At 55.2% G+C, this 26,557-nt stretch carries 23 protein-coding genes; 17 read left to right on the top strand and 6 right to left on the bottom strand.

Annotation, left to right across the window (positions count from 1 at the left end; all coding sequences use genetic code 11):
* Positions 1–6 precede the first annotated feature (6 nt).
* The 13 genes from N2599_RS29540 to N2599_RS29480 all read left to right on the top strand — a co-directional run bounded on the left by N2599_RS29540 (position 7) and on the right by N2599_RS29480 (position 13,789).
* On the top strand, positions 7–294 hold the full coding sequence (locus N2599_RS29540) for a (2Fe-2S)-binding protein (RefSeq protein ID WP_051336777.1): 288 nt from the start codon (positions 7–9) through the stop codon (positions 292–294).
* Positions 291–1,667 (top strand): FAD/NAD(P)-dependent oxidoreductase, encoded by a 1,377-nt coding sequence (locus tag N2599_RS29535; RefSeq protein WP_027512841.1) that lies wholly within the window; start codon positions 291–293, stop codon positions 1,665–1,667. Before N2599_RS29540 ends, N2599_RS29535 begins: the two co-directional genes overlap by 4 nt.
* Positions 1,664–2,803 (top strand): NAD(P)/FAD-dependent oxidoreductase, encoded by a 1,140-nt coding sequence (locus N2599_RS29530; protein ID WP_037143379.1) that lies wholly within the window; start codon positions 1,664–1,666, stop codon positions 2,801–2,803. Before N2599_RS29535 ends, N2599_RS29530 begins: the two co-directional genes overlap by 4 nt.
* Positions 2,804–2,834: 31 nt before the next feature.
* Complete coding sequence (locus N2599_RS29525) at positions 2,835–3,716, top strand: substrate-binding periplasmic protein (RefSeq protein ID WP_027512842.1); 882 nt, start codon at positions 2,835–2,837, stop codon at positions 3,714–3,716.
* Between the two features lie 63 nt (positions 3,717–3,779).
* Positions 3,780–4,553, top strand: a complete 774-nt coding sequence (locus tag N2599_RS29520) for an amino acid ABC transporter ATP-binding protein (RefSeq protein WP_027512843.1) — start codon at positions 3,780–3,782, stop codon at positions 4,551–4,553.
* Entirely contained in the window at positions 4,553–5,200 is a 648-nt protein-coding gene (locus tag N2599_RS29515; protein WP_027512844.1) for an amino acid ABC transporter permease, read from the top strand. The genes N2599_RS29520 and N2599_RS29515 overlap by 1 nt, the downstream gene beginning before the upstream one ends.
* A 1-nt stretch (position 5,201) precedes the next feature.
* Positions 5,202–5,921 carry an amino acid ABC transporter permease gene (locus N2599_RS29510; RefSeq protein ID WP_027512845.1) on the top strand — a complete coding sequence of 240 codons (720 nt, stop codon included), beginning with the start codon at positions 5,202–5,204 and terminating at the stop codon, positions 5,919–5,921.
* Between the two features lie 53 nt (positions 5,922–5,974).
* Positions 5,975–6,970, top strand: coding sequence for a dihydroxyacetone kinase subunit DhaK (locus N2599_RS29505; RefSeq protein ID WP_027512846.1), 996 nt, complete (start codon positions 5,975–5,977; stop codon positions 6,968–6,970).
* Positions 6,967–7,611: a DAK2 domain-containing protein gene (locus tag N2599_RS29500; RefSeq protein ID WP_051336772.1), complete on the top strand. Its 645-nt coding sequence runs from the start codon at positions 6,967–6,969 to the stop codon at positions 7,609–7,611. Before N2599_RS29505 ends, N2599_RS29500 begins: the two co-directional genes overlap by 4 nt.
* Positions 7,612–7,823: 212 nt before the next feature.
* Positions 7,824–10,631, top strand: coding sequence for a M10 family metallopeptidase C-terminal domain-containing protein (locus N2599_RS29495; protein ID WP_260308493.1), 2,808 nt, complete (start codon positions 7,824–7,826; stop codon positions 10,629–10,631).
* A gap of 442 nt (positions 10,632–11,073) precedes the next feature.
* Positions 11,074–11,844: an ABC transporter permease gene (locus N2599_RS29490; protein WP_027512732.1), complete on the top strand. Its 771-nt coding sequence runs from the start codon at positions 11,074–11,076 to the stop codon at positions 11,842–11,844.
* On the top strand, positions 11,841–12,500 hold the full coding sequence (locus N2599_RS29485; RefSeq protein WP_027512733.1) for an ABC transporter ATP-binding protein: 660 nt from the start codon (positions 11,841–11,843) through the stop codon (positions 12,498–12,500). Before N2599_RS29490 ends, N2599_RS29485 begins: the two co-directional genes overlap by 4 nt.
* Positions 12,500–13,789: a KpsE/RkpR family capsule polysaccharide export protein gene (locus tag N2599_RS29480; protein WP_037143315.1), complete on the top strand. Its 1,290-nt coding sequence runs from the start codon at positions 12,500–12,502 to the stop codon at positions 13,787–13,789. Before N2599_RS29485 ends, N2599_RS29480 begins: the two co-directional genes overlap by 1 nt.
* Positions 13,790–13,857: 68 nt before the next feature.
* On the opposite strand, the gene N2599_RS29475 is transcribed toward N2599_RS29480, so the two are convergent.
* Positions 13,858–14,112 (bottom strand): hypothetical protein, encoded by a 255-nt coding sequence (locus N2599_RS29475; RefSeq protein ID WP_156915344.1) that lies wholly within the window; start codon positions 14,110–14,112, stop codon positions 13,858–13,860.
* A gap of 611 nt (positions 14,113–14,723) precedes the next feature.
* Between N2599_RS29475 and N2599_RS29470 the strand changes: the two genes are divergently transcribed.
* Entirely contained in the window at positions 14,724–15,473 is a 750-nt protein-coding gene (locus tag N2599_RS29470; protein ID WP_027512735.1) for a class I SAM-dependent methyltransferase, read from the top strand.
* Between the two features lie 449 nt (positions 15,474–15,922).
* On the opposite strand, the gene N2599_RS29465 is transcribed toward N2599_RS29470, so the two are convergent.
* The 4 genes from N2599_RS29465 to N2599_RS29450 all read right to left on the bottom strand — a co-directional run bounded on the left by N2599_RS29465 (position 15,923) and on the right by N2599_RS29450 (position 20,257).
* Positions 15,923–16,582 carry a class I SAM-dependent methyltransferase gene (locus N2599_RS29465; protein WP_027512737.1) on the bottom strand — a complete coding sequence of 220 codons (660 nt, stop codon included), beginning with the start codon at positions 16,580–16,582 and terminating at the stop codon, positions 15,923–15,925.
* A gap of 21 nt (positions 16,583–16,603) precedes the next feature.
* Positions 16,604–17,209, bottom strand: a complete 606-nt coding sequence (locus tag N2599_RS29460) for a class I SAM-dependent methyltransferase (protein WP_027512738.1) — start codon at positions 17,207–17,209, stop codon at positions 16,604–16,606.
* Entirely contained in the window at positions 17,209–18,441 is a 1,233-nt protein-coding gene (locus N2599_RS29455; RefSeq protein WP_167333936.1) for a glycosyltransferase family 4 protein, read from the bottom strand. Before N2599_RS29455 ends, N2599_RS29460 begins: the two co-directional genes overlap by 1 nt.
* 664 nt (positions 18,442–19,105) lie before the next feature.
* A complete protein-coding gene (locus N2599_RS29450) occupies positions 19,106–20,257 on the bottom strand; it encodes a glycosyltransferase family 2 protein (protein ID WP_051336751.1) in 1,152 nt (383 codons plus the stop codon).
* A gap of 95 nt (positions 20,258–20,352) precedes the next feature.
* Here N2599_RS29450 and N2599_RS29445 point away from each other — a divergent pair, with 95 nt between their 5' ends.
* Both N2599_RS29445 and N2599_RS29440 read left to right on the top strand, forming a co-directional pair.
* Entirely contained in the window at positions 20,353–21,561 is a 1,209-nt protein-coding gene (locus N2599_RS29445) for a glycosyltransferase (RefSeq protein ID WP_027512742.1), read from the top strand.
* Entirely contained in the window at positions 21,561–22,457 is an 897-nt protein-coding gene (locus tag N2599_RS29440) for a glycosyltransferase family 2 protein (RefSeq protein ID WP_027512743.1), read from the top strand. Before N2599_RS29445 ends, N2599_RS29440 begins: the two co-directional genes overlap by 1 nt.
* Before the next feature lie 196 nt (positions 22,458–22,653).
* Here the strand turns inward: N2599_RS29440 and N2599_RS29435 are convergent, their stop codons facing one another.
* Positions 22,654–23,769 carry a capsular polysaccharide export protein, LipB/KpsS family gene (locus tag N2599_RS29435; RefSeq protein WP_084606614.1) on the bottom strand — a complete coding sequence of 372 codons (1,116 nt, stop codon included), beginning with the start codon at positions 23,767–23,769 and terminating at the stop codon, positions 22,654–22,656.
* Positions 23,770–24,430: 661 nt separating this feature from the next.
* Between N2599_RS29435 and N2599_RS29430 the strand changes: the two genes are divergently transcribed.
* A complete protein-coding gene (locus N2599_RS29430; protein ID WP_027512745.1) occupies positions 24,431–26,323 on the top strand; it encodes a capsular polysaccharide export protein, LipB/KpsS family in 1,893 nt (630 codons plus the stop codon).
* The last annotated feature ends 234 nt before the right edge of the window (positions 26,324–26,557 follow it).

Below are 26,557 nucleotides of genomic sequence, written 5' to 3'. Positions count from 1 at the left end.
CCGCAAATGTTTCAAAGACTGCCACACGTTATCCGCGAGAGATTCATCGTCCAGGTCGATGGCCATCCTGTCGACGCCTATGAAGGCGAGACGATCCTGTCGGCGCTGCTATCGGGGAAGGGCTTCGTCCGCCATTTTGAGTTCAGGTCCGAGAGACGCGCAGGCTTTTGCCTTATGGGCGCCTGCCAGGACTGCTGGCTCTGGCACGTATCCGGGGAGCGCGTCCGTGCCTGCACCGAACGCGTTACGCCGGGCATGCGTCTCGCGACATCCCAGCCGGGGAGCGTGCGATGAACTCAGATGACCCAATCGTGATTATTGGAGCCGGCCCCGCCGGGATCAGCGCGGCAAAAACGCTCGCCGGGGCCGGCGAGCGGCCGCTCGTGATCGACGAAAATGCCTGTCCAGGCGGACAGATCTTTCGTCGTCCGCCTCCAGCATTTGCCCGGAGCGAAACGCAGCTTTACGGTTTCGACGCGTCCCGGGCCCGCCGGCTGAAGTCGACGTTCGAGGCAATTGCGCCATCGATCGAATATCAAGCAGAGACATTCGTCTGGTCGATTGAGGACAGAAGACTTCATCTCTCGACCGCCGGGACCCTGAAAAGCATACCGTTCGGGCGGATTCTCCTCGCCACCGGCGCTATGGACAGGATCATCCCCATTCAGGGTTGGACGGCGCCGGGCGCCTTCAGTCTCGGTGCAGCGCAGATCGCGTTGAAGGCGCAGGCCAACGTCATCGGTCGACGCATCGTCTTCATCGGGACAGGTCCGCTCCTTTATCTCGTAGCATACCAATATGCGAAGGCTGGCGCGAAGGTCGTAGCCGTTCTGGACTCAAGCAGGCCATTTTCCAAGATCATGGCACTTCCAGCTCTGCTGACCGATATCTCGAACCTCTCCAGGGGGCTATTTTATGTCGGTCAGCTGCTTCTCAGGGGCGTCAAGGTCCAAACAGCGATAGCGCCGATCGAAATCGTCACCAGCGATCGTGGCGTGACCGGCATCCGCTATGAGCAAAGTGCTCAACAACGGCAGTTGGACTGTGATGCTGTCGCGATTGGATACGGTTTGAGAGCGGAAACGCAGCTCGCTGATCTGCTTGGGCTCTCGTTTCACTTCGATCGTCACCAGCGGCAATGGTTGCCAGTGACCGACGGTGCGGGACGAACATCGGTTCCGCACGTTTACATCGCTGGCGACGGGGCGGCTGTTCGTGGAAGTGAGGTTGCTGAATGGGAGGGAGAACTCGCAGCATTAAGTCTGCTCGAAGACATTGGCCGTGGCGCTCAAAAACGGGCTGCAGTCTTGCGCGGGAGGATCGACTCATTATCCGCGTTCAGGCGTGCGCTCGACGAGCATCTTTTTCCCTTCCCGCACCAGTTCGCCGTCACGATCTCTGACCAAACCACCGTCTGCCGTTGTGAGGGAATCACGGCCGGGCAAATCCGCGAAACCGTGGCCACAACGGGTGAGGGGGACATCAACCGTATCAAGGCGTTCAGCCGCTTGGGCATGGGGCGCTGTCAAGGCCGCCTTTGCGGCACGGCCGCCTGTGAATTGATCGCCGCGACGGCGTGTGTGGACATTTCTGCCCCTGGGCGCCTGCGTGGCCAGGCGCCACTGAAACCGATTCCGCTCTCTATCCTTGCAGGAGGTGGTCGATGACGAGCTTCGACGTCGCGATCGTCGGCGGCGGCCTTGCAGGCTGCTCAGCCGCCTTGCATGCCCGACTTAAGGGCGCATCTGTGATTCTTCTGGAGCGTGGACGATGCGGCGCTCAGGCAAGCGGCGTGAACTATGGCGGCGTCCGGCAACAGGGCCGCCATCCAGCGGAGCTACCGCTTGCCTGCCGAAGCCGGCGGATCTGGGGAAGATTGGCTGAGCTCGTAGGGAGCGACTGCGAGTTCACGGCTACCGGGCACCTGAAACTCGCACGCAACGACGCAGACATGCAAAGCCTTCTTGCCTATCGCGATATTGCGCGGGACCACGGCATCGATCTCGAAATTCTGAGCGCTGCGGACCTGCGGTCCCGCTATCCCTATCTCGCCGGCGGCTATAGCGGTGCCTCGCTCTGTGCTGCGGACGGACAGGCAAATCCAAGGCTTGTGGCGCCGGCCTTTGCGCGCAAAGCGAAGGAGCTGGGTGCCATCGTCCGTGAGCAATGTGAGCTGGAGCAGGCTGAGAAAGTTGCCACTGGATTTCGGCTTTCGGTCAAAGGCGAAACCCAAGCAATCAAGGCGCGCCGCTTGATCAATACAGCCGGCGCTTGGGGCGCAAGGATCGCGCGCTGGTTCAGCGACGATGTCGATGAGCAAGTCATGGCGCCTAACATGTGCGTGACAGAACCGGTTGCGCCGCTGATCGGGCCGAACCTCGGGATTTGCGGTGGATCCATCTACCTTCGCCAGACCCAAAACGGCAGCGTCGTATTCGGCGCCGGCCTCGGTATCGCAGACGCCGGCTGTCTTCGGGCTCGGCCGCTCGCAGATGTCAGCATGGACGCTGCTCGCGCTGCAGTCGCCATGGTGCCGCAGCTTACAAATGTCCTCGTGGTCAGGACTTGGACAGGTATCGAAGGCAGAATGCCGGATGGGCTACCGGTCGTCGGGAAGAGCCCTAAAACCGAGGGCTTGTTCCACGCCTTTGGCTTCTCCGGTCACGGCTTCCAGCTCGGCCCTGCCGTCGGTGCGGTACTTGCCGAACTTTGCCTCGATGGCACCTCACCAACACCAATCGACGGACTGTCACTGGCCCGCTTCGATCCGGTCCCGTCATCGGCTGCCGCGTCATCGATCTAACCAAAACAGAGAACCAAGAAAGGGAACTTCAATGAACGTTGCAAGAAAGCTCTTACCGGCCATCATTACGATCACGCTTGCAGCTACCGTCCCCGCGGTGGCCGGTCCAGATACCTCCGCCTACAGATTGAGCGAGCCGGGGATGCTGTCGGTCGCCATCACAGGCGATATGCCTGGGCTTGTCGCGCGCGACGGCAAGCTTGTCGGCTATGATGGCGAGATCCTGCAGATCGCGGCCGAACGCCTCGGTCTGGCGGTCAAACCTGTTCCCATGGAATGGTCGGGCGCGATCGCCGCGGTCCAGACCGGCCGCGTCGACTTGATTGGTGGAAACGTTGCCTGGACGGAACAACGTGCCGCAACCCTCTCTTTGACGGACCCGACAGGCTATTTCCGGAACGGCATCACCGGTAAGACAGATGCAGGGTGGCATAGCCTTGAGAGTTTGGAGCAGAAGAAAGTCGGCTCAATCACCGGATTTTCTTTTCTGCCGGAGTTGCGCCGCATAACCGGTCTTCAGCTGTCACTTTACGATAGCTCCGACGCCGCGATCCGCGACATTCTTGCCGGGCGTATCGACGCGCTGGTCGGCGATCCGCCGGTGATCGACTACGCGATTGCCATGAATCCCGGCTGGGGCCTGACGAACAAACCGTTCACCGATAACGATCCCGATTTTCCGCTGCTGACCAGGATCGGCAGGCAATACGTCTTCGGCCTCAGCCAGGACAACCAGGCCCTTGCCGACGCCCTGAGCGGCGAGATCCGCAAGCTTTGGGAAAGCTGCGAGGTCCGGGTCATCGGCAAACGATATGGCAACGTCAACGACGCCAACTACACCCCGTCTCCCGACAATTTCAGGGTAGGGGTCGATCGGCCGGAAGGCTGGACGCCGCCGAGTTGCTCCAAATGAGATCAGCTCCTTTAGTGCTGATGAGCGGCCCAGCCGCTCATCGCAACTCCTGAGGTCGCAGTCATGCAAAACCCTGTTCTGCTTTCAGTCGCCAATCTCAAAAAGTCCTTTGGCAGCTTTCCGGTTCTCAAAGGCGTGTCCTTCGAACTGTCACGGGGAGAATGTATCGCGATCATCGGCCCGAGTGGTTCTGGAAAATCCACCTGCCTTCGCGCGATCAACTATCTGGAACCTCCCTCAAGCGGCGAAATTCGGCTTGAAGGCCGACTGATCGGCAAGCACGAAGATGGTCGGCGCATGAGCGATGCAGAGCTTGCTCCGCAAAGAGCCGACATGGGAATGGTCTTTCAGAGCTTCAATCTTTGGCCGCATCTCGACGTTCGGTCGAACATCACGTTGCAACCTCGGAAGGTTCGGAAGATGCCCTCCAAGCAGGCTGCGGAGCTTTGCGACGCTGTGCTCGCAAAAGTGCACCTGAGCGAAAAGGCATCACAAATGCCCCATTGCCTATCGGGAGGCCAGCAGCAGCGAGTAGCGATCGCCCGCTCGCTTGCTCAGCAGCCGAAGCTTCTGCTCTTCGACGAACCGACGTCGGCTCTCGATCCTGAGCTCGTCGGCGAAGTCTTGACGGTTATTAAGGAGCTTGCGCGCGAAGGCATGTCGATGGTGCTCATCACCCACGAGATCGCTTTTGCCCGCGAGGTTGCTGATCGCATCTTGTTCATGGATGGCGGTGTGATCATCGAGGAGGGCCCCGCGCCGCAGCTTCTCGACCAGCCGCAGCACCCACGCCTGAAGCAATTTCTTTCGGCAATGGGCCTTCGGGAGGTCGCCTGATGGATCATGATCTTCTTGTCCGCATCGTCGCGGCACTAGGTTCTGGTGTTATGGTGACCTTAGAGGTGACGGCCGGGGCCCTTGTCCTTGCAGTGGGACTGGGATTGGCGCTAGCGGCGATCCGTCACCTCTGGCCGCGGCGCGATGTCGATCTTGCGATCAGCTCTTACGTCGAGCTCTTGAGAAATATCCCGAGCCTCACGTTTCTTTTCCTGCTCTATTTCGGTCTTGCCGCCGTTGGAGTGCGTTTGCCGGCTCTGACGGCTGCCATCGTCGGGTTAGGCCTGATCGGTGCTGCGGTGGTCGTCGATATATTTCGGGCTGGTTTTCAGGCGGTTCCCCAGGGGCAACGCGAAGCCGCCGCCGCGATCGGCCTCAAGCCTCTTCAAGCCTTCCGCCTCGTTATCCTGCCGCAGGGGCTGCGCATCGCCTTCGCGCCGCTCGGCAACTACGCGGTCGCGCTCGTCAAGGATACATCTCTAGTTGCAGCAATCGCGGCGCCGGAAGTGATGTTCAATGCCCGGCAACTCGTCAATGAGACGTTCCAGACGACGCTGGTCTATGGCTGTGCAGCTCTTGTTTACCTGGTGATCACTTTTAGCCTTGGCCAGGCAGTCCGCTGGGTCGAGCAGAGGACGGCGTACTGAGATGATTTCGTTTGTCAGCACCATATTTGAGAATTTCCCGGATTGGGGACCGCGCCTGCTGGATGCTGGTTGGGTCAGTTGTATTCTGACGATATGCGGTTTCCTGCTGGCGTTTCCGCTTGGAATCGCCATCGAGTTTATCCGCACGCGACGCTCGCCGATCTTTCGTCTGAGTGCTGACGCCTATGTCTCGGTCATGCGCGGAGTGCCAATCCTCGTCATCCTGTACCTTTTGTACTTCGCGCTTCCGGAAGCGGGCATTGCGCTTCCATCGTTGCTGGCCGGTATTCTCGGCCTCGCGCTCGTCTACAGTGCCTACCTCGCAGAAGTGTTTCGCGCTGGCTTCGCCGCGGTCCCCTCTGGTCAGAGAGAGGCAGCGATGGCATCCGGTCTTAGACCCTGGCAAACGTTCCGGCTCATTTTGCTGCCGCAGGTGGTCCGTAAGGTACTTCCGCCGCTGCTCATCAACCTGGTTTCCCTTCTCAAGGACAGCTCCATCTGCGCGTTGATCGCCGTGCCCGAACTGACGCTTACCTCGCGCGCGATCATGTCGGAGAGCTTTCTTCCTCTGCATATCTTTATCGTGACGGCGTGTGGCTACTTCATCATCGCCTGGCCGGCATCTCTGGCCGTCCGCAACCTTGAACGTTGGCTTTCCAGGCGCGCGGAAGGGTCGAAGACCGCTCGATCAAGGCAAGATTTGCTCGCCAAGCCCGCCTGAGATTTCCCGAAAATCAATAATCGCCTCTGCGTCGTCAAATACGGAGACTGCAAATGAAGAAGTTCATCAACGCCCCGGAGAGTTACGTCGACGACATGTTGACAGGACTCGTCATGGCTCACCCGGACATCGTGAGGAAGGGGAAGCACGGGCGCACCCTTGCACGCCGCGATGGTGTCTCAAAGGGGCGTGTGGGGATTGCAACGGGTGGCGGTGCCGGGCACCTGCCTTTGTTTGCCGGTTATCTCGGCGACGGCTTTGCCGACAGCTGTGCCGTCGGCAACGTCTTTGAAGGACCAAACCTGCAATCCTGCGTCGATGCGATCAACCTGGCCGACGGTGGCAGCGGAGTTTTGCTCCTCTACGGAAACTATGGCGGTGACAGAATGAACTTCGATATGGCGAGCAGGCTTGCCGCGGCAAATGACATCGAGACCGTGCTTGCGACCGACGACATAGCAAGCGCCAGCCGCGAGGAAATATCAAAGCGGCGTGGCGTTGCGGGCATCGTGTTCGCCTATAAAGCGGCGGGCGCCGCCGCAAAAGCCGGCGCGAGCTTGAAGGACGTTGCGGAGATTGCACGGCGGACGGTGGCGCGCACGCGGACGATCGGCCTCGGAATGAAGGGTTGCCGCTTGCCGGGGGCGACCGGCGAAGTTTTCGAGCTCGGCGATGACGAAGTTGAGCTTGGCCTTGGAATTCACGGAGAGCCCGGTCTGTGGCGCAAGCCAATGGCGTCTGCCAACGTGCTCGTCGACGAAATGATTAGTCGACTTCTCGAAGAGCGGCCTGACGAGACGGATTCCAGTCGCCTGGCCGTAATGGTGAATGGTCTTGGGGCAACGCCTTTGGAGGAACTGTACATCGCCTATCAGCGCGCTGGAAAAGTCCTTGCGGAGCAGGGGCTTCACGTTGTCATGCCCATGGTCGGTCCATTTGCCACCTCAATGGAGATGGCCGGTCTGTCGATCACCCTATGCTTCTTGACTGACGAGCTTGAGAAACTGCTGGCAGCTCAGGCGAATTGCCCGTTCTGGAGGGTCCAATGACTTGCCTCACATCGAATGACCTGTGGCATCTTCTTCAACGCGCTGCCAACGCAATGACAATTCTCGAAGAGCCGCTTAATGCTGCGGACCGGGAATTGGGCGATGGTGACACCGGAACCATGTTGACACGGCTGCTAAGGGCTCTCGCAGGCGTCGATATCCGAGGCACAAGCTTAACTGAGGCCTTTGGCACGCTTGCCTCGGCCGCGGGCGAAAGCACAGGATCGAGCCTTGGCACGCTTCTCAGCGCCGCCCTCTTTGCAATGTCGCAACAAACAAGATCACATACCGACCCACTGCCGGCGTCAGAGACTGCGATTTTGTTGAGGTCCGCTCGCGATGCCATGCTGGAGCTTGGAAAATCGCGGCTCGGTGACAAGACCATTATCGATTCCGTCGATGCGGTTGCGGCGTCTATTGATGGCTTAGCACGTTGGCCCGACATAGCGGCTGCTACCGTCGAGGCAGCAGAGGCGGTGCTCTTGCGTTTCAGGGGACGTCCATGCCGTGTGGGTCGGGCACGGATGTGGCCCGAGAAAAGCCAAAGTCTGGATGACCCCGGGATGGTCACATTCGAGGCACTCCTGAGAAGGATCGTTCTGCCGGAGCTTTGTGGTCGAAGGAGCGAGATGCCTAAATAACTGCGCTGGAGAATTCCGCTATTGCGGCGATCGCGGGCATTGAAGGCGAGTGAGGGCGGTCTCTAAGCGTAGAATTCGAACCAACCTCAATCTGTTCACGAGTTTATAGTTTCTTCCCCTTTAGCCGTGAAGTGGTCGCGATTTTCTTCTTGCGAGTCGGGAGGTGAAACGACATAACGCACGGTAGAGTAGAATGAGCGGGCGGGGATTTAATGACGGGCATTATTACTTCCACAGAGAATGTGAGCTTGACTGGAGATCAGAGGATTGACGGGCTTCTCAGCGGTTATGCGTGGGACGGAACGATAACGTATGCATTTCCCACCAGCTCGACCTCGTACTCGTACAATGGCGAGAAAGACTACAGTTTCTCTTCAATTTCCTCACAGCAGCAGTCTGCTGCCTTGTTCCTCATGGAGCAATCCTATGGAAACACGGCGAATGACGGTTTTTCTGTAGAAGGCTTTACTAACGCCAACTTTGCCGTCGGGAACGTGGACACCGCATCGGTGCGATTCGCTCAGTCGTCGGACCCCAGTCTCCCGACGGCAGGAGCCTATTATCCAAGCACAGATAGCTGGGGTGGCGATGTCTGGTTCGGGACGGAATATGCAGGCACAGAAAGTGATTATCGGTTTCCGGAGTTCGGCAACTATGCAGGACATACGTTGGCGCATGAACTGGGTCATGCTCTTGGCCTGAAACATGCTCACGAACCGGATAGCAATCCGACGGTCGTGCCCAGCAACTACGATTCTGTCGAATATACGATCATGACTTACCGTACGTATATCGGAGACGACGTAAATGGCTACGATTACGAGCAGAATGGCGCGCCACAGTCCTTCATGATGCTCGACATCGCCGCCCTACAGGAAATGTATGGTGCGGACTATACGACCAACAGTGGCAATACCATCTATAAGTGGAAGCCGAACGAAGGCGTCACCTATGTCGACGGCGTCGTGGCCATCACGCCCGATGACAACAGGATCTTTGCAACTATCTGGGACGGCGGCGGTGTCGACACCTATGATCTGAGCGCCTACACCACCCGCCTTACAATCGACCTGCGACCAGGCGGCTACTCGGTCTTTTCCCAGGGCCAGTTGGCCGATCTGAACGGTGGCCCGAATAGCGGCCACGCTCGCGGTAACATTTTCAACGCTCTTCTTTATCACAACAATCTTGCGTCGTTGATCGAGAATGTTCAGGCAGGCTCCGGCAACGACACCATTGTCGGCAACGAAATGGCCAATACCCTTCGGGGCAATGCCGGAAATGATTCGCTTGACGGCAGTGCAGGCAATGATTGGTTGATCGGTGGCGCCGGCGCCGACCAGCTTGTTGGCGGAAGCGGCGTCGACACCGCTGGCTATGCTACCGCGACTGCGGGCGTTAAGGTCAGTTTGCTGAACAGCTCGGTGAACACCGGGGATGCTGCTGGAGACAGCTATTCCTCGATTGAAAACCTGGCCGGCTCGACATTCGCCGACACGCTGTACGGCGATGCAGACGCCAACCGTATCGACGGCAGCGCAGGCAATGATTGGTTGATCGGCGGCGCCGGCGCCGACCAGCTTGTTGGCGGAAGCGGCGTCGACACCGCTGGCTATGCTACCGCGACTGCGGGCGTTAAGGTCAGTTTGCTGAACAGCTCGGTGAACACCGGGGATGCTGCTGGAGACAGCTATTCCTCGATTGAAAACCTGGCCGGCTCGACATTCGCCGACACGCTGTACGGCGATGCAGACGCCAACCGTATCGACGGCAGCGCAGGCAATGATTGGTTGATCGGCGGCGCCGGCGCCGACCAGCTTGTTGGCGGAAGCGGCGTCGACACCGCTGGCTATGCTACCGCGACTGCGGGCGTTAAGGTCAGTTTGCTGAACAGCTCGGTGAACACCGGGGATGCTGCTGGAGACAGCTATTCCTCGATTGAAAACCTGGCCGGCTCGACATTCGCCGACACGCTGTACGGCGATGCAGACGCCAACCGTATCGACGGCAGCGCAGGCAATGATTGGTTGATCGGCGGCGCCGGCGCCGACCAGCTTGTTGGCGGAAGCGGCGTCGACACCGCTGGCTATGCTACCGCGACTGCGGGCGTTAAGGTCAGTTTGCTGAACAGCTCGGTGAACACCGGGGATGCTGCTGGAGACAGCTATTCCTCGATTGAAAACCTGGCCGGCTCGACATTCGCCGACACGCTGTACGGCGATGCAGACGCCAACCGTATCGACGGCAGCGCAGGCAATGATTGGTTGATCGGCGGCGCCGGCGCCGACCAGCTTGTTGGCGGAAGCGGCGTCGACACCGCTGGCTATGCTACCGCGACTGCAGGCGTTGAGGTCAGTTTGCTGAACAGCTCGGTGAACACCGGGGATGCTGCTGGAGACAGCTATTCCTCGATTGAAAACCTGGCTGGCTCGACATTCGCCGACACGCTGTACGGCGATGCAGACGCCAACCGTATCGACGGCAGCGCAGGCAATGATTGGTTGATCGGCGGCGCCGGCGCCGACCAGCTTGTTGGCGGAAGCGGCGTCGACACCGCTGGCTATGCTACCGCGACTGCGGGCGTTAAGGTCAGTTTGCTGAACAGCTCGGTGAACACCGGGGATGCTGCTGGAGACAGCTATTCCTCGATTGAAAACCTGATGGGTTCGAGCCAGGCGGATACCCTTTATGGCAATGAAAGTTCCAATCGTATCAATGGCGGTACCGGGAACGACCGGATCAGTGGCGCCGGCGGAAATGACACGCTCCTCGGAGGGGCCGGTGACGATACGTTCGTCTTCTTCGCAAATTTCGGTAAGGACATAGTTGAAGACTTTGTTGCAGCGTCGGACGACCTTATATGTTTCGCCGCGAGTATCTTCGACGACTTTACCTCGGTGGTTTCGTCGGCTAGCCAGGTCGGGGCTGACACCGTCATTACCTATGACATCAATAATATCGTCACGCTGAAAGGCCTGACCCTCAGCGGCCTTTCCAGTGACGACTTTTTCTTTGTGTGAATACACATCATCGCGCGCCAAGACAGCCTTTCGGAGCTTCGAATTCAAGCCATTTGGCCGGTCCTTTCACCTCCCGCCCATTGGCGCTTAGGACGGCCAAAGTGCGGTTCATCAAGTAGATTTGGAGAGGCTTCGATCTCGCGGACTTCTTGCTTTAGCATAGATGAGCTGCGGAAGCCGCTCTGGAGTTAAGCGGGCGCTCGTCAAATTGATAGCAAGAACGGCAATAGCATTGCGATTGGGGGAAGTACTGGAACGGCAATTGCCGAGATGCATGCTGGAGCTCGAAAAATCGTGTTTGAACGACAAGACCATTGCCCTGTTGCGCGTCATGTTTGATCTGATTAATGGTGGACTAAGCTGGTCCGATTAGGTAATTCTCACCTGCAAGGGAATGATGTTGCTGCCGGACTGGTGAAGCGGCTCGGTCGGAGGCGCCAATTTGTATTATATGACGACCCATATTCGCGTTGTTGTCGCATTGGTCATCCGCGAAATGTCGACCCGCTTTGGCAACAAGCCCGGCGGCTACCTCTGGGCGATCCTTGACCCTGCGGCCCACATCGCTTTCATGTCGGTGATCTTCATGGGAATCGCAAGACTGCCGGCTCTCGGGACAAGCTTTCCGCTGTTTTTTGCAACCGGCTATATTGCATTCCAGTTTTACGCCGCAATGTGCGGTTTTTTGAACGGCGCTATCAAATCTAATCGGACGTTGCTCAGCTATCCAAATGTCGCCCCGATCGATACCATCGTCGCTCGTTATATCCTTCAGGCGGCTACGACGGTCTTCGTCGCCATCTGTGTTCTCGGCGCGATCATTATGACAATGCATCAACCTCCCGAGCTCTATTGGCCGGCGATCCTCGAGGCGGCCTTTGCCGCGACATTGTTGGGTCTCGGGGTGGGCATATTTAACACCGTGATGTTCTTACGTTTTCCATTCTACGAACAGGTCTTCAACATCGTCAATCGACCGATGTTTCTGATCTCTGGCGTTTTTTTCTTGCCCGACGCGCTTCCGGGTCCTATGCGTGAAATCGTACTTTTTAATCCGTTGGTTCATGCGGTCATGCTGTTCCGCCAAGGCTTCTACCCCCAATACCGGGCGGCGGAACTCGATATGTTCTATCTTTATTCTGTTGTCTTTGCGGCGATATTCGGCGGTCTCTTTGTCTTCACGAATTCCGCAGCAGTGGCGAGAGGCCGATGATCAGACTTGAACGCGCGACCAAATATGTGAAGACCAAGGGCGTAAAGAAGCCAATCATCGAGAACGCCTCCCTTGTTATCAGGCGTGGCAAGAGTGTCGGCCTGCTCGGCCGGAACGGTGCGGGAAAATCGACGCTTTTGCAATTGATCGCGGGCTCACTGCGGCTCGATCGGGGGCGCATAGTAAGACAAGGCAAGATTTCCTGGCCCCTCGGTTTTCAAGGTAGCTTTCAACCAAACATGTCCGGCGAGCAGAATGTTCGTTTTGTCGCGCGCATTTACGGTGTCGATACCGAAGAGCTGGTTGACTATGTTATCGATTTTGCCGAGCTAGGCCCATTTTTCCACGCCCCGGTTGGTACTTATTCCTCCGGCATGAAGGCCCGTCTAGCCTTTGGTGTCAGCATGGGCGTCAACTTCGATTATTATCTGGTTGACGAGATCACTGCAGTCGGCGATGCAAACTTCAAAAAAAAATGTCATGATGTCTTCAAACATCGATTGCAAGATTCTGACGTTATTATGGTTTCCCACAGCACAAGCACGATCCGTGAGTACTGTGATTGTGGTGTGGTTCTCGAAAATGGCAAACTCACCTACTTCGATGATGTGGAAGATGCTATTCGAGTTCATGAGCGAAACATGAAGGGCAACTGATGACAAGCGCGAATCCGCCAAGTTCAGAGAGCAAGACGGCCGTGCTCCCGGCGTTTGCTAAACGGCCAAGCATTGCTTTGCTTGATAATCTGCTGAAATTCGAGGTGCGTCCCGCAAAACCAGAGACGCCGCAGCCCGATCAGACGAAACCCCTGCACGGCTCTGTGAAAGTCGGGCATTTGAAGCTGCGGCATCTAATTATCGCCGGCAGCTTCGCGTTGGCCGTCGCGCTTCCGACCGTGCTTGCATCGTTCTACATGTTCTTTGTCGCAGCCGACCAATATCATAGCTCGGCTGCCTTTGCCGTACGCAGCATCGACGGCAAGGCAGGCAGCGATATCCTTGGCATGTTTACGCAAAGTACTGGCGGCAGCACGACCGGGGCGGACTCATATATGCTCCTCGATTACGTCGAGAGCGAGCGGATGATCGAGGCCGTCGAGAAGGCCGTCGATCTCGACGCCGCCTTTGCGCGCCACGGCGCCGACTTCTATTTCAGCATGGCCGCCGGCCTGCCGATTGAGGAGCGGCTCGAATATTGGAAAAAGATGGTACATGTCGATTTCGATCACACCTCGTCCATTCTCAACCTGACGGTTAAGGCCTTCGATCCGCAAAACGCCCAAAAAATCGCATCCGTTATCATCGGCGAGAGTGAGAGGCTTATCAATGATCTTTCGCTCAAGGCAAGAAATGGTGTTCTGAAAGCGTCCCAAGACGAAGTGGCGCTCGCCGAAGGCCGTCTGTCTGCAGCGCGGAATGCCCTGCGCAATTTCCGCGATGTCTCTCAGGAGGCCGATCCAGTAGAAGCGGCAAAGCTGGCTGGCCAGCTAGTTGCCTCCCTCGAACAGCAGCTTACCCAGCTTCACACCGATTTGATGACCGCTCGTACGCGAATGGCAGCGGATTCACCGCGCATGCGCGTGCTCACCACACAGATCGACAGTCTTGAAAAACAGTTGGCGCAGGAAAAACAGCGTTTCGGCAGCGGGACGGCAGGTGGAGCCGGCGGCAGCGATGTTGCAAACCGGATTCGGCAATATGAGGATCTCGAGACTGAGCGGGAATTTGCCGAGAAGGCCTATACCGGCTCTCTTGCTAGCCTCGAGAAAGCGCGCATCGATGCCAATAATCAGCAGCGATATTTGGCCGCCTTCATCCAGCCAACACTGTCTGAAAAGGCACAGCACCCGAGCCGGCTCATGGTGTCTGCGCTCGTCTTTTTAGGATGCCTTTTTGCTTGGGGCGTGTCCGTCATGGCCTATTACAATATTCGCGACCGAAACTGAAATGCTGACTGCAATTGGAGAATCTTGTTAATCGGCATAATGCAAGACAAAATTCTCTCATTTGCGGATCACGGTAGTGGTGCCCTTTGTCGACGTCGTTGACGGTACGCAATCGCCGGAGGTCGGGCCGGTCCACAGCCAGCTGGAAGAGCTTCCAGCGCCTTTTCCACCTTCGCATGGCAGCGGAAACGACGGATGATCTGGCTCTTGTCCCACGCGATCTTCATCGGATAGGCGAGATCGACCATCCCTGCGGTTGCCTGCGGGCTTCCGGGCTCACCGAAAAAGCTCCGCACACCCGATTGTGTCGGCCATTCAGTCATGACGATGTTCCTTGAGGTTAGGCGGCAAAGAAAAACCCCGTTTGAAGGCGGGGCTTGGGTAGTCGTCAATGCGGAGTTTCAATCCCCATTAAGGTGGGTGGAAGGCTGCACATTGGAACTTAATCGTATAAAGGGAGGCTCGGTAGAGAGCACGTCAATACACAGCCCCCGAACCAAGAAGCGGAAATGCCTTACAGTGCCCTCTTGGCTTCTGAGGGAAAAGACGTGATCCCGCCAAAACACTGAACCGAATACTTCGTATATCATGTGATCTCGGCTAACGCCTCGATGCTCACCAGGTTCTATGTCGGTTACGGCTAGCGTTTCATGGACTCTTGTTGTGATTGGCTTGGAAAATAATGCAACGAGAGTGTTGCCAGACTTCCCGAGGTCAAACTCTGCGAAAAAGGCGCCATCTTTCCAGCCGGCTCTCCTTAACTTGGATTCCATAAATGTTGCAGGGGCGTCAGTTTCGATGCGCTTGTATTCCACCATTGCAAAGTTACTTCCAGGCAGGAATGATCGTTTACGACGGCTCACAATTCTGTTGTGCCGACATGCCGCTTTTGACTAAAAGCAGTCGACAAGTCAATGCATGAGAGGAACACGACATGAACACCCGGACGACCGCTGAACCCGTGAAACACGAGACAGCCGATCCCCATTACGAGTGCAACGTCTGCGGCGGAAGCGAATTCCTCGATATCAAAAGCAGGCCCAAGGTCCGCTGTGCCTCCTGCAACAGCCTCGAAAGGAGCCGGCTTCTCCAGCTTGTGCTCAACAAGGAAGGCTTTATCAAGGAGGGGCATAAGGTACTGCATATCGCGCCAGAAGCAGGCGTAGGTCGCAACATCCGAGCAATCGTCGGAGAGGGGTATGACGCCATCGACCTGCGGCCGTCAATTTACCCAGAAGATCTGATGGTCAGACGCTTCGATTTAATCACGGACACAGAAAAACTACTAAACGAAACCTATGATGTAATCATTCACTCTCACGTCATGGAACACATCCCGTGCGACATTACATCGGTCCTTTGGCACCTGCATCGGTCGCTAAAACCCAACGGCGTACATATCTTTTGTCTGCCTATCCTCCCTGGACGGTACGAATGCGATTTTAATGAGATCACAAACGACGATCGGACAAAGAGGTTCGGTCAGTTTGACCATGTAAGAAAATTTGGCGCTGACGATCTGGACCGGAACATAGGAAAAGTATTCCGCCTGAACCCGTATGATGCTTCCAAGGTTTTGAATGAAGCGACGTCTATTCGGTACAAAATCCCGTTGCACGTTCTGAAGGGTATCAATAGCAACACCGTCTTCATTCAAGACAAGCGATCGCTTTTGCTGCAGTAAATGCGCCGCCTCGACATGAATACAGAAAAACCCCGCCCGTACAGCGGGGTTCATGCTTCAGTCTTCGTAACTTAGAACGCCTAGAGCCCTAATGACCGGCCGCGACCGAGACAACACATCCACTACACTCATCTGTGTGACAAACCGGTAGTGACCAACATTGCCATCAAAGACGGATTCAGCGTGGTGGCTGTGGAAATATGCCCCTCGCACAGCATATGCTAAATGATCTCTGGACAGACCGTGTTGGTCCTCCACTTCTTCAGGCGGAAGAGAGCAATCAGTCAACAGTCGAAAAATAACGCAATCCTTGATCATCGCCCGGACGATCATTGGCTTGTCAGTTATGGAGTAATCTAGTGAAAGACTTCCTCCATGCCATTTGACCCCGCCGAAATGGCTATTGAGGGCAGTGACGCCCTCAATAGGGATTGCTTTGTATGTCGTCATTATTTTTCGCGTTTGCGGATCACGTACACACCGCGATAGAGTTCGACGCTTTCAACCCACCGTTCGTAATCGTTCAAAACGTAGTCCGGGTTGATCTTGTAGAAATCGGCAGCGTTGCCCTTCGCCATGATCCGGCCATTGACTTCCAAGCCACGCAGGAGCGTGAGAACAAGCTGCTCGGTTTGGGCGCGCGTGTTTCCGAGCCGCAGCTCGCCAACGCAGACTGTGTCCTCGATCACGTAAATTCCGCCTGGCCGCAAGCGGGGCCAGAGGTATTCGAAGGTGGCGACGGTGAGATTGTTGATGTGCGCGCCGTCGTCAACGATGATGTCCACCGACGGAAGCAAACCGAGCGCCTTGTCAAGCGTAGACCGGCGCGTCTGGTCGCCAATCACGACAGATACCCGGTCGCCGTAGTCCTTGTCGGCCGACGGGTCGATGTCGACGCCGACCACCTGGGCATTACTGAAATAACTGGCCCACATGCGCAGCGAACTGCCAGCGACACCCTTATAGTTCACACCGCCAATGCCGATTTCCAGCAGGCCCTTGGTGCTCTCCCGCACCGGAGAAAACACACGCTCATAGATAGCCGTGTAGTTGTGGTGGGTCGACGCCTTGTCAGTCCCGTACTCAATTGCGTATTCGTCGAGGGTCACGATCGAGGATCTCCGTGCTGGTTACAGGCGCATTAGGCAGAAAGAGAAATGACCGTGGTGTTCGACGGTCAGGAACTCGTATTGCCAGCCATAGTCGGCACAGAATTTCGTCACCGCCTCGACGACGCCATAAGGCACAGGATCGACGACATTGCCGGTGCAGAAGTCGTGCCCGGCGATACGCCCGCCGCGCTTTACCTTCTTGTCGCAGATCTGCAGCTCTTTCCAAGTGGTTCCGAATGAGTGATTGGTGTCGATGTAGACCCAATCAAAGAACCCATCCTCGAACTCGGGCAGCTTTTCGATGGAAAGGCCCTGATGAAGTTTCAGTCGATTGGCGTCGATCTGATCCTTGAACTTCGTCTTGATATCCTCCATGCCCGCGCGATAGCGATCGCTGTCCCATGCATCGATGAGGTGAAGCTGCTTCGGCTTGTTGCGCTCGAAGATCTGCGCCGTAAAGTCGCCAAAGGCCGCGCCGATCTCTGCCACTACGCCACCATTCGGAAGCCGATAGAGCAGTTCACCGCGGTTCGGCAAAACGCGGCAATTCTCCGTATGCTGCATGCTCAGCCGCGCGGCCGGCATTTTCGCCTTCAACTGCTGGCGCTGTTCTTTCGTACTCATCAAACCCCCACTGTGCGTTCGGACCAAGCCTCGTCGTTCTCTTCAGGGACAAGTTCGCTCACGACTCTCTCCCATTTATCGTAAATGAGATCGGGCCGGTATTGAGCGACGCTCCCAGGAGAGGCGGCGCTGAACCTAGAGAGACGTTCCCGATCTGGCAATAGCTCAGCTAGGGCGGACTGCATGCTATTCACGCGATTAGTGCCGGCCTCAATCAAAATCCCGTTTGTATTATGGTGAACGAGACTGTTCACACCTGAGCAATCAGAAAATCCGATCACTGGAAGTCCGTGAGCAAGCGCCTCGCAAACTGCCAGAGGGAAGCCCTCATATTCGGCAGGATGGCAGAGAACAGACGCCTTAAGGTAGATGTCGCCGATCAGGGAGGTGACTCCTTTCAAGAATATTTTATCCTTCAGACCATGCCTGTTTATCAGGCTTTGAAGGTTTGCCTTTTCCGGACCGTCGCCATATATCTCCACCCGCCAGTCGGGGAACGTCTGTTCAAGGTGCGGCCATGCCTCGATAAGAACATGGAATCGTTTAACCCCCGCTAGACGGCCGACGCCAAGAATAAGCTTCTCTCGTGTAACGGAATCCAGCCTGCTCGGCTCGACTGGCGCAACGGGGTTCGGCATATCGTCGATCTTGCTATGCAAGTTTTCCGGGTAGTAATTCCTGTACGATGGTAGTAGAACAAGGATTTTATCCAAGTATTCAAGTACTTTGCGCCGAAGCTTGATGTCGATGGGGTTCGCGTCCCAGCGCTTCGGGTTATCGTAATCCTGACTTGGTTCGTTATGCGTCGAAGCGACAACCTTTACCCCAGTCCCTTTCGCTGCCAAGGCACAGGGGGTGATCGCGGCGGGCAAAAATGGAATCAGAACGTCGGGCCGCTCGTTCTTAATGAACCGTTTGAGTTCCCTGATGAACCCGCCATGCGTCATATGCCATTTCACATGGCGGATCGGGAAGAATACGGGAAGGTTTTCACGGAAGGTCTCCCGTCTCTTCCATCGATCCTTGGCCTTACGCTCTATCGGACGATCGAAAAGGTTTGTGTGTCTAACTCCCTCGCCAAGCTTATAGAATGGATCAACGCCGCGATTTTCGTGAGACAGGATGCGCACATCATGACCGCGGCGGGACAATTCGTTGGCTGTTTCGATCAGCACTCTCTCAGCGCCACCACTGCGAGCGGCAATCTTTTGGATGACAAATGCAATCTTCAAGACGTGGCCCTCCATAATATTAAGCCACCTTTACAGGTCAAAGGGCGATCGGATCAATACAGATTCGACACACGCTAGAAGCGAATTGCAAGCGCTCCGGTCGCAGTCCGATAGAGTTCTCCGACTGATAAACCGCCCGCCGTTGCGGCAGTATTGTCGGCATAGGTCGTCAATGCCGGTAGCATTGGCAGACTCAGCCGCCCAGTGTGAAGCAATATCATAGCCTCCAAAAGCGCCTCGTTCGCAGTTGTGCTCACATCGCCAACTTGGAAGGACAGACCTACTTCCTTATCGTCGGCTGATCCCTGACGCGCGGCGATAGCCGCCGCTCGTCTGCTTGAGCCAAGCCGAGACCACTCGATAGCGCCGCTGTAGTTCCCAGATCCCGCCGTTGCCCGAGCGCCGTCTATGAACAAACCGTTCGCGGCCTGACTTGCAGAGGAGAAGACAGCCGACATGATCTCAAAGACGCTCATAGGACTCCCCGCATGATTCATGCGGAAAATGAGCGATATCGAGCTACGTGGGGTCGCCTGCGCGCTTACAAACTATCAGGCGCCGTCCGGCGCTCTGTACATGAGGCTGAAATCGTTCTGCCTACCACGCTCTGGCTGCCACGAGCACCGCATCACGCGCTATCAACGCGAAAGCGGTGGTCATGTGTCTACCAACGCTGGAACGCTGTGGAGATAAAGCTTTGATCTCTACGGAGCTGTGAAATCTCTCCAATGTTGCTCTCGAGCCTTGCAAGTTTCTCTCTGTAGGATAAGTATCTGACTGTCTTTAAGATCGGCATTCGACGCCACGCGTAGTAGGTATGCAGCAACGCTTCCGCAAGTGACTGCTTCCAGGCCGGGAAGATACCTTGAGTCATGGCTCTAATATAGAGCTTTTTTGCTAAGCGACTTCGCCCAAGAAGCTGTAACTCCTCCACAACATTGCGATAGAACGCCGAGAGGTCAGCTTTGTCTTCCAAATTGTTAATGTATTTCCGCTTTATGAAAAGATGGCCACGAAGGCGATGCCTGTTGCTAGCGCTTATTCTATTTTCATGGTGTTCAACGTATACACATAAGGGAGCGCTAACCGAGATAAAATTGACGCTCTCCGAAATGCGAATAAAAAACTCCCAATCTTGGCAAGCAGGCAACGATTCGTCGAAGCCGTTGACGGCTCGCGCCAATGACGCGTCCACCAGAACCGAAGATAGTGTGCCGATAAAGTTTGATCGGATAATCGCTTCGCGACTGAAGCTCGCTCGTACAAACTGACGAGCCAGTATTTGTCCACTCTCTGCAGAGACCCTGTACCGGCCAGTGACGCAAAGTGTCGCTTTCTTTTCCTCTTTTTTGGTCTCAAGTATTGCCATCTGTCTGGCAAGTTTTTCTGGCATCCAAAAATCGTCGCTATCAAGAAAAGCAATGTATTTATGTTTAGCAATGTGTATGCCAATATTTCTGGAGTAGTTTGCTCCTCTGTTCGTGCTGTTCTTCAACAATACTAAATTCAACCGCTCAGAAAATTCTCCGACGATCTGCTCCGTTGCCGACGCCTCCGCCTCGTTAGAGCAATCATCAATTACTATAACCTCGGCAGGCGTCACAGTTTGAGCTCGCACACTCGAGAGCGCTCTGTGAAGAAACTTCGATCTGTTAAAGGTTGGGATGACAACACTGACGTCGCAGGTTGGCTGATCGGACGGAAGTTCATAGGTCCGCCTATACGACTTGCGCAAAAAGTCGTCGTGTGAAGAATCTCTCAAAGTAGCTCCTGCATATTCTTTCCAATCGTAGTCTCTCCCCGAGCCGCGTTTCAAGTACGCCTTTCCTGTTTAAGATTTTCAACGTCTACTTGACCCGCTCCCCCTTGCTATGGAGGATGCCGCCCATATCAACGTACGGGGGTATCGTATTGCGAAAATTCGAGACCGGCAGGCATATAGTCATAGTCATAAGGTTTTTGGCGGGGCGTAGCGGTGGAGCCGAGAGGATTTATTGCGAGCTGGCCAATATGCTCTCAGATGAGGGCTTTCGGGTGACATGTCTTCACTTCGACGAGAAACCAGAGCGCCCCTTTTATCCCGTGAATCCGAAAGTTGAAGTTATAAATCTTTGCGGAAAAACTAAAACAAAAGCCCAGAGGCGAGTTCAAGCACTGCCGTCATTTAACTTTGTACCCGAATCTTGGCGTAATAGAGCTAACTGGATTGTTAAACACGACTTTTTCCTTGAGCAATTAGAAAACTATTTTCGATATAATAGGCCCGACCTTGCAATAAGCCTTCTGCCGTCCGCAAACACGGTTACACTCGTTGCAGGTGAGAAGACAAATACAAAGGTCGTTGCTACGAACCACAATGTACCCAAGGAGGACTATGAGTCGCCTGCGCGATGGGATCCCAATCCGCTCGATAGGGACATGCGGCTGAAGGCACTCGACAATGCGGCCGCCATCCATGTTTTGTTTGACGACTTTCGCAACTGGTTCCCGCCCCATCTTCAAGATAAGATTGTAACCATCCCGAATTATATTTCGCCGGAGTTTTCATCGCATACTCCGGCGCCTACGCGCGAGAAGATAATAGTAGCTGCGGGGCGTCTTGCTGCTGTTAAGAATTATCTTCAGTTGGTTAGGTCATGGCGAGAGGTTGCTGCCGACTTTCCAGATTGGAAAGTCCACCTGTTCGGGACGGGGCCGCAGGGCCACGACTTGCGTAACGAAGTCGAGGCCTTGGGAATAAGTGAGAGTTTCAAACTTCTTGGACACCACAGTGATTTGGGCGAGGTGTACGCAAAAAGCTCGATATTCTGCCATCCAGCCCACCACGAAGGATTTGGCCTAGCCCCGGCGGAAGCACTCTATCTCAAAACGCCGGTGGTTTTCTATGATGATTGCCCGGGGTTAAGCAATTTCGTCAAAGATGGCTACAACGGCGTAGCTGTTCGCAAGCGGTCCGGAACAGATGGACTTGCCGAAGGTCTTCGACTTTTGATGGCGAATGATGAACTGCGCCAGGCGCTGGCGGAGAATGGCCCGCAGTCGGTTGCAGATTTTACAGTGGACAACTATCGTCATCGTTGGATGAGCTTGATAGGTAAACTTATTGGGAAGGCTGCCTGATGGCCGAGCTCGACATCCTCATACCGCATTTTAATGACACCGCAGGGCTCGACTTAAGCTTGCGTTCAATTGAAGCCCAGACCTGGCCGGGGCAAGTCCGCGTGGTAATTGCCGATGATGGTTCGGACGCCCTTACGAAAACAAAGCTGAGAGAAGTTGCCGCTAGTTTCTCATTCAAGATTGAAATCATAGAAAATGAGGAAAACCGTGGGCGCCCGTATACACGAAACGTCCTTCTGGCTGCTATTGAGAGCCCGTATGTCGCATGGCTTGACGCTGGTGACGAGTGGTACCCGTTGAAACTCGAAAAACAGTTCGAAAAGCTCGCCGAGCTTGAACAAACCAACGGCGGAAATCCGTTTTGGGTTACTTGTAACTACGACTGGGTTTGGACCGGTGGATTGCGGCGCAGGCGCGTCCAAAAGGTAGATGGTGACCAATTGAAATCTCTTTTAATAGGATCCCAATTGCGTGCCTACCTATGGACCCTGATAGGGCCGGCTGCCACATTCAAGGATGTTGGTTGGTTTGACGAGCGCCTGCCACGAATGCAGGACCTCGACTTCTTTATCCGGTTTCAGATGCATGGCGGACGAATTTATAACGCTACCAAGACCGAACCGCTTTGCGCATATCACAAATCCGACGAGGGTCGGAAAGCCCTCGAAATCCGAGAGTGCAATCAGATCATTTTCGACAAGCATCGGACGCTTTTTAGGCGATACGGCGATCGTTTCTGTGAGATGAGGTTGTTTCGTATGGATATGCTCGCGTGGCGATTTGCTCAAAATAATGGGGATATTGTCCTTGCCCGCCACTTTATGAGAAAGGCGGCGACAAGGCGTCCTATTGCGTTCGCTAAGCATGTCTGGAAAAGCAAGGCGCTACGAGCGTAGTTGGGGAGAAGATTATGGGAATATTAAAGGGAAAGTACCAAGCGACTCTTCAGCGCAAGTCGATGCCTTTTCCATCATTAAACTGAAGAAAAGAACTTTCAGAAGCTCCTAATAGCAGGGCATCTTGTCTGGCTGGCACAAAAAAGCTAGCGCGCAGCACTATTTGGAGTGCCGCCAAGGAATGTGCCGCCTAAGTTCAAACAGGAACGACTTGCGCGGGCCGTTGATCGTCGAGTTGTTGTTGCTTCATTGATCGTAAAAGCTCCAATGCCTCCTCGAACGTGATTTCGCAATGGCGTATTGGGTCGAAATAACGGGCATATAAAATGTATGCCGCGGCAAAGAGCTCCTCCGCCGATCGCTTGGTCGTTCGCCGTTCGCAGATCTGACGATCGTCTGTGAGGCCCCAACCGGCGTAGAAAGGCATCCCCAAGCAGGTAACCTTGATGCCGCGTAGCAATGCCTCAAAGCCGGATAAGGAGGTAATTGTATAAACATGGTCAACCGTCTCAAGGCTATCTGCCAAACTTATATCGTCATCCAGAATAAGGGCTATATCTCGAACCGCATCAGGGTTCGACTGGGCGGGCCTTGTTCCATGAAGTATTTCTGGATGCGGCTTGTAGATAATCTGAGCATCGGGATTTTCCGCTGCCGCAATTCGAACGACATCGTTGTTGCTTAATTTCTTATTGCAGCCCAACTTTATTGACGCATCATCTTCGACCTGCCCCAGAACAAGAACGCGGCGACGACGCTTTGGACCGTATAGCTCTTCAACGGCTGCATTCTGAGAATTATTGTATTTGGAGAGCTTCGAGGCAATGAGCCTTTCAATGCCCTTGCGCGCACGCGCCCTTGTCTCGGTGTCGGTATCAAAGTCGTGCGTCTGAATGATTATTTCCAAGTCTGATGGTTCAGTCGCGTCGAAGTAAAGCGAGGAGGAGTCGAAGCACAGGGAGAGCGGAGGCGCCCGCGTTGCACCAAGAGCAACCGATCGGATAAAGCCGTCCTCAACTCTAATCAAGGGAACGTCCCAAGCGCGACAAAAATTCTTAATAAAGTCCGGGTGTTTGTATGCCCATACATAGACCTTAGAACGGGGATCAGCCAGGATCAGCGGAACCACCGTTAGATAGAATCGCAACCAAGAGATGCTGCGTCCGAATTTGTAGATTTTTTTACCCTCGAACCAATCGCGAAGATAAGGGCGCCACGCGCTCAGCCCTAAAACAAACGCAGGCTCTTTCTTCGACTGGCGAAGTGCACTGCCAAAGAGCGAGGAGATGATTAATCTGACTGCATTAGCCATGAGATACCGCGTTTCTGCTCCGTCGAATAGGAGGTCTCAAAGACGTAACTTGTCCAAAAACGGTTGCGTCGATCCTATTGCCATAACGCGCACGCATTCTGCGACACTTCTAGCATACCGGCGTGGAGGAGGGTAATGGGTCAACTCCGACACGCGTAATTTCAAATCCGGTAGTCGAAACGAAGCGGCATGGCAAGCACCTTGCGTCGTAGACCTCCTCGGCGGTATTCGAACCAATGCAATTGCGCATTAATTAACAGGTCAAGCGGCGAGAAGATCTCGTCAATCTGACAAGACGGTCTGAACCAAGTGCCGGGTAGCAGAGCCGAGTATTCGACATCAAGGCGTATTAGCAACGGAGGGTTGCTTCACATTATGTGTTGAGTTGCATGATGTAGCCAAGACACAAAAAGGGCCACCTCGACGGTTCCCCTCATTCGCGCTCTTATCTCCTGACGCGAAGGCCCACGGGAGCGCTATGAAGGCGGCAAAATCTGGAAGGACGTCGGTACGGCAGGCCCGCTCGATCCTCGATGATGCAGGAGAGGCTTCTGTTGCGGGATGGACCACAACGCGTTACGTCCGGGATGTAAGACGTAGTGCCGTCAAGCTGATGGCGCGAACTCGCGTTTGCGACTGTAAGCAACTAGACCGAGATGCAATGAAGTACCTGATCGACCGATTGGCGGAACACGTTCAAGATTTGATCGAGAGAAAGAAATTCCTCGGCGGCCTTGGCGTGGTCCTCGCTGCCCTTGCTTTCGTCGTTCGCTTTCTGCCGATGCCGGCGCACCGCCGCCGTATCTGCGACGGCCGGATGTATATTGCCTGTCAGCAGAAAAATTTCGAAAAGGCAGTCAAAATCCTCATTGATCTAAGCAACCGGGAGACGCCGGGTGCGGATTCGATGCGGTTATTCCTCTACGAAGTTCTCGGACACGTTGATCCTCGATACGCCGACGAGTTGATGAGGACGCCTCGGTTCGATCGCAACCTCTTGCCAGTTATTGAAGCGGCGCTTCTGCGCAGGAATGGAGAGTATGAAGCAGCTCTCTCTGCCTTGGATTATATTGCAGAGTCATTTCCTGCGCGGGTTCAGGTCGCCGAGTTCAAGAGAAGTTTGTTGCTGGAGGAACGTAGGCACGAGGAGTTCGCCGTCGACGGTAGGACGCGGCTCTCGCACGATTCCGACAAACCTCTCTTCCAGTTCGCGGCTTCGGTTGCGGCCGCAGCCGATAGTGCGGGCCGCAATGACATCCTCAGGTCTGTGATCGAGCGAATAGTTCGCGATCGTGCTGTAATTCTCAATGACCCAAAGCTTCTTTCGAGGTTCGCTCAACAGGCGCTCGAGGCTTCGATGTGGCTCCTGGATCTGGCAGGAGCAAGGCAAGTGGTCGAAGCTCTTCGCAAGAGCGGGATGGAAAAAGCGGCAGGCCGGTTGGAGGGACGGCTCGACATTGATGCACTTGCCCCGATGTCTGGCCTTATCGGACGCGGACATCAGGATATTCTAGCGCGCGCTGGGCTGAGCCCTCCGATGACCCAGACGCACGATGCCGTCATCATCATCCCATCAGCAGCCTTACGGTCCAACAAGATCGACTATTCCGGATTTCGCGCCGATATCAGGTTTGTTTTGCAGACCATTGCGGAGTACCTCGACGCAATCGGTCTCGATTACGGGGTGAAGGGGCAGATCAAGCTGCACGGTGTCGAAGACTTGCCGGTACCTTTCTTCTCGTATCACACGGTGTCCGGGCATCGAAATGGTCTTCACTTCAAGGAGACCGACCGCCCATCACGCTTCAGCTTTGATACCGGCGGCTACTCCGGATGGTCGGAATTCTCAAGAAAAAGCCTAGCCGAACTGCCGCTCGATGAGGTGGACGCTACGACTGCCGCCAACTTTTTTCAGCGAGATCAAGAACAAACCATTTCCCGCAACCTGTCTAAATATGCTCAAGACCCAATTCATGCTGCGGAGATTTTGCCCAGCCGATTTGTTTTCATCGCTCTTCAAATGGTGGGCGATTCAGTTCAGGAATTGGCGTACTGCAGCCCCATCGAAATGATGGAGGAAGTCGTAACCACGTGTGAGAAGATCGGCTACTCCGTTGTCGTAAAACGCCATCCGCTCTGTGGCTCGACAGTGATCGGAAGGTATATCCGAGAAAACGAAAGCGCCGGCCGGATCATCTCAGCCACCGGCAGCATTCACAGCATCATCGCCAAATCGGCTGCTATCTGTGTGATAAACTCCGGCGTTGGTGCCGAGGCCCTGCTGCACGAAAAGCCAGTCTATGTTTTTGGTCGTTCAGACTACATGGCCGCGTGCTTCGTTTGTGAGCAACCAGGTACCTTCGAAAAACAGTTCCAGCCTGGACGAACTGCTGTATCAGCTGCCGACCTTCGACGCTTCTGGTATCTGCTGCGCAATAGCTATGCGGTGGATTTGCGAGATGCGGAACAAGCCAAAGCGGTTATTCATGCCCGCGTTAAGCAACATATCTTGGATTTCGGCGAGGATGGAAGCTTAGTTGCGCAAGTATTATGAGCAACTCTCCGAGATGATTGAAAGAGCCCACAAGGACCCCAACGCTCTGGAAGCCGCGCCGCGGGTTTCAGCTTCGTTCAGGGCGAGTGGCTTTAAGTGCGGCTTCGCGGGCGCAGATCGCGCCACCTGGGATCCTTGGCATCTTGCCGCTATGTCGCGTTGGCCGCATGGATCGGTTGAGCAGTCAATAATAGTTTAGCAACCGAGCAACTGGACCGGGGACCTTGCATGGAC

The organism is Rhizobium sullae (assembly GCF_025200715.1).
GTDB lineage: Bacteria > Pseudomonadota > Alphaproteobacteria > Rhizobiales > Rhizobiaceae > Rhizobium > Rhizobium sullae.
This window is presented reverse-complemented; position numbering and strand designations above follow the sequence as displayed.

What these genes read in the sequence shown, in the direction of transcription:
- N2599_RS29510 (WP_027512845.1), top strand. Translation starts at nt 5,202, where the DNA reads ATGATTTCGTTTGTCAGCACCATATTTGAGAATTTCCCGGATTGGGGA.
- N2599_RS29500 (WP_051336772.1), top strand. Translation starts at nt 6,967, where the DNA reads ATGACTTGCCTCACATCGAATGACCTGTGGCATCTTCTTCAACGCGCT.
- N2599_RS29430 (WP_027512745.1), top strand. Translation starts at nt 24,431, where the DNA reads ATGAAGTACCTGATCGACCGATTGGCGGAACACGTTCAAGATTTGATC.
- N2599_RS29440 (WP_027512743.1), top strand. Translation starts at nt 21,561, where the DNA reads ATGGCCGAGCTCGACATCCTCATACCGCATTTTAATGACACCGCAGGG.
- N2599_RS29485 (WP_027512733.1), top strand. Translation starts at nt 11,841, where the DNA reads ATGATCAGACTTGAACGCGCGACCAAATATGTGAAGACCAAGGGCGTA.
- N2599_RS29525 (WP_027512842.1), top strand. Translation starts at nt 2,835, where the DNA reads ATGAACGTTGCAAGAAAGCTCTTACCGGCCATCATTACGATCACGCTT.
- N2599_RS29535 (WP_027512841.1), top strand. Translation starts at nt 291, where the DNA reads ATGAACTCAGATGACCCAATCGTGATTATTGGAGCCGGCCCCGCCGGG.
- N2599_RS29475 (WP_156915344.1), bottom strand. Translation starts at nt 14,112, where the DNA reads ATGACTGAATGGCCGACACAATCGGGTGTGCGGAGCTTTTTCGGTGAG.
- N2599_RS29495 (WP_260308493.1), top strand. Translation starts at nt 7,824, where the DNA reads ATGACGGGCATTATTACTTCCACAGAGAATGTGAGCTTGACTGGAGAT.
- N2599_RS29505 (WP_027512846.1), top strand. Translation starts at nt 5,975, where the DNA reads ATGAAGAAGTTCATCAACGCCCCGGAGAGTTACGTCGACGACATGTTG.
- N2599_RS29435 (WP_084606614.1), bottom strand. Translation starts at nt 23,769, where the DNA reads ATGGCTAATGCAGTCAGATTAATCATCTCCTCGCTCTTTGGCAGTGCA.
- N2599_RS29520 (WP_027512843.1), top strand. Translation starts at nt 3,780, where the DNA reads ATGCAAAACCCTGTTCTGCTTTCAGTCGCCAATCTCAAAAAGTCCTTT.
- N2599_RS29460 (WP_027512738.1), bottom strand. Translation starts at nt 17,209, where the DNA reads ATGAGTACGAAAGAACAGCGCCAGCAGTTGAAGGCGAAAATGCCGGCC.
- N2599_RS29530 (WP_037143379.1), top strand. Translation starts at nt 1,664, where the DNA reads ATGACGAGCTTCGACGTCGCGATCGTCGGCGGCGGCCTTGCAGGCTGC.
- N2599_RS29515 (WP_027512844.1), top strand. Translation starts at nt 4,553, where the DNA reads ATGGATCATGATCTTCTTGTCCGCATCGTCGCGGCACTAGGTTCTGGT.
- N2599_RS29480 (WP_037143315.1), top strand. Translation starts at nt 12,500, where the DNA reads ATGACAAGCGCGAATCCGCCAAGTTCAGAGAGCAAGACGGCCGTGCTC.
- N2599_RS29540 (WP_051336777.1), top strand. Translation starts at nt 7, where the DNA reads ATGTTTCAAAGACTGCCACACGTTATCCGCGAGAGATTCATCGTCCAG.
- N2599_RS29470 (WP_027512735.1), top strand. Translation starts at nt 14,724, where the DNA reads ATGAACACCCGGACGACCGCTGAACCCGTGAAACACGAGACAGCCGAT.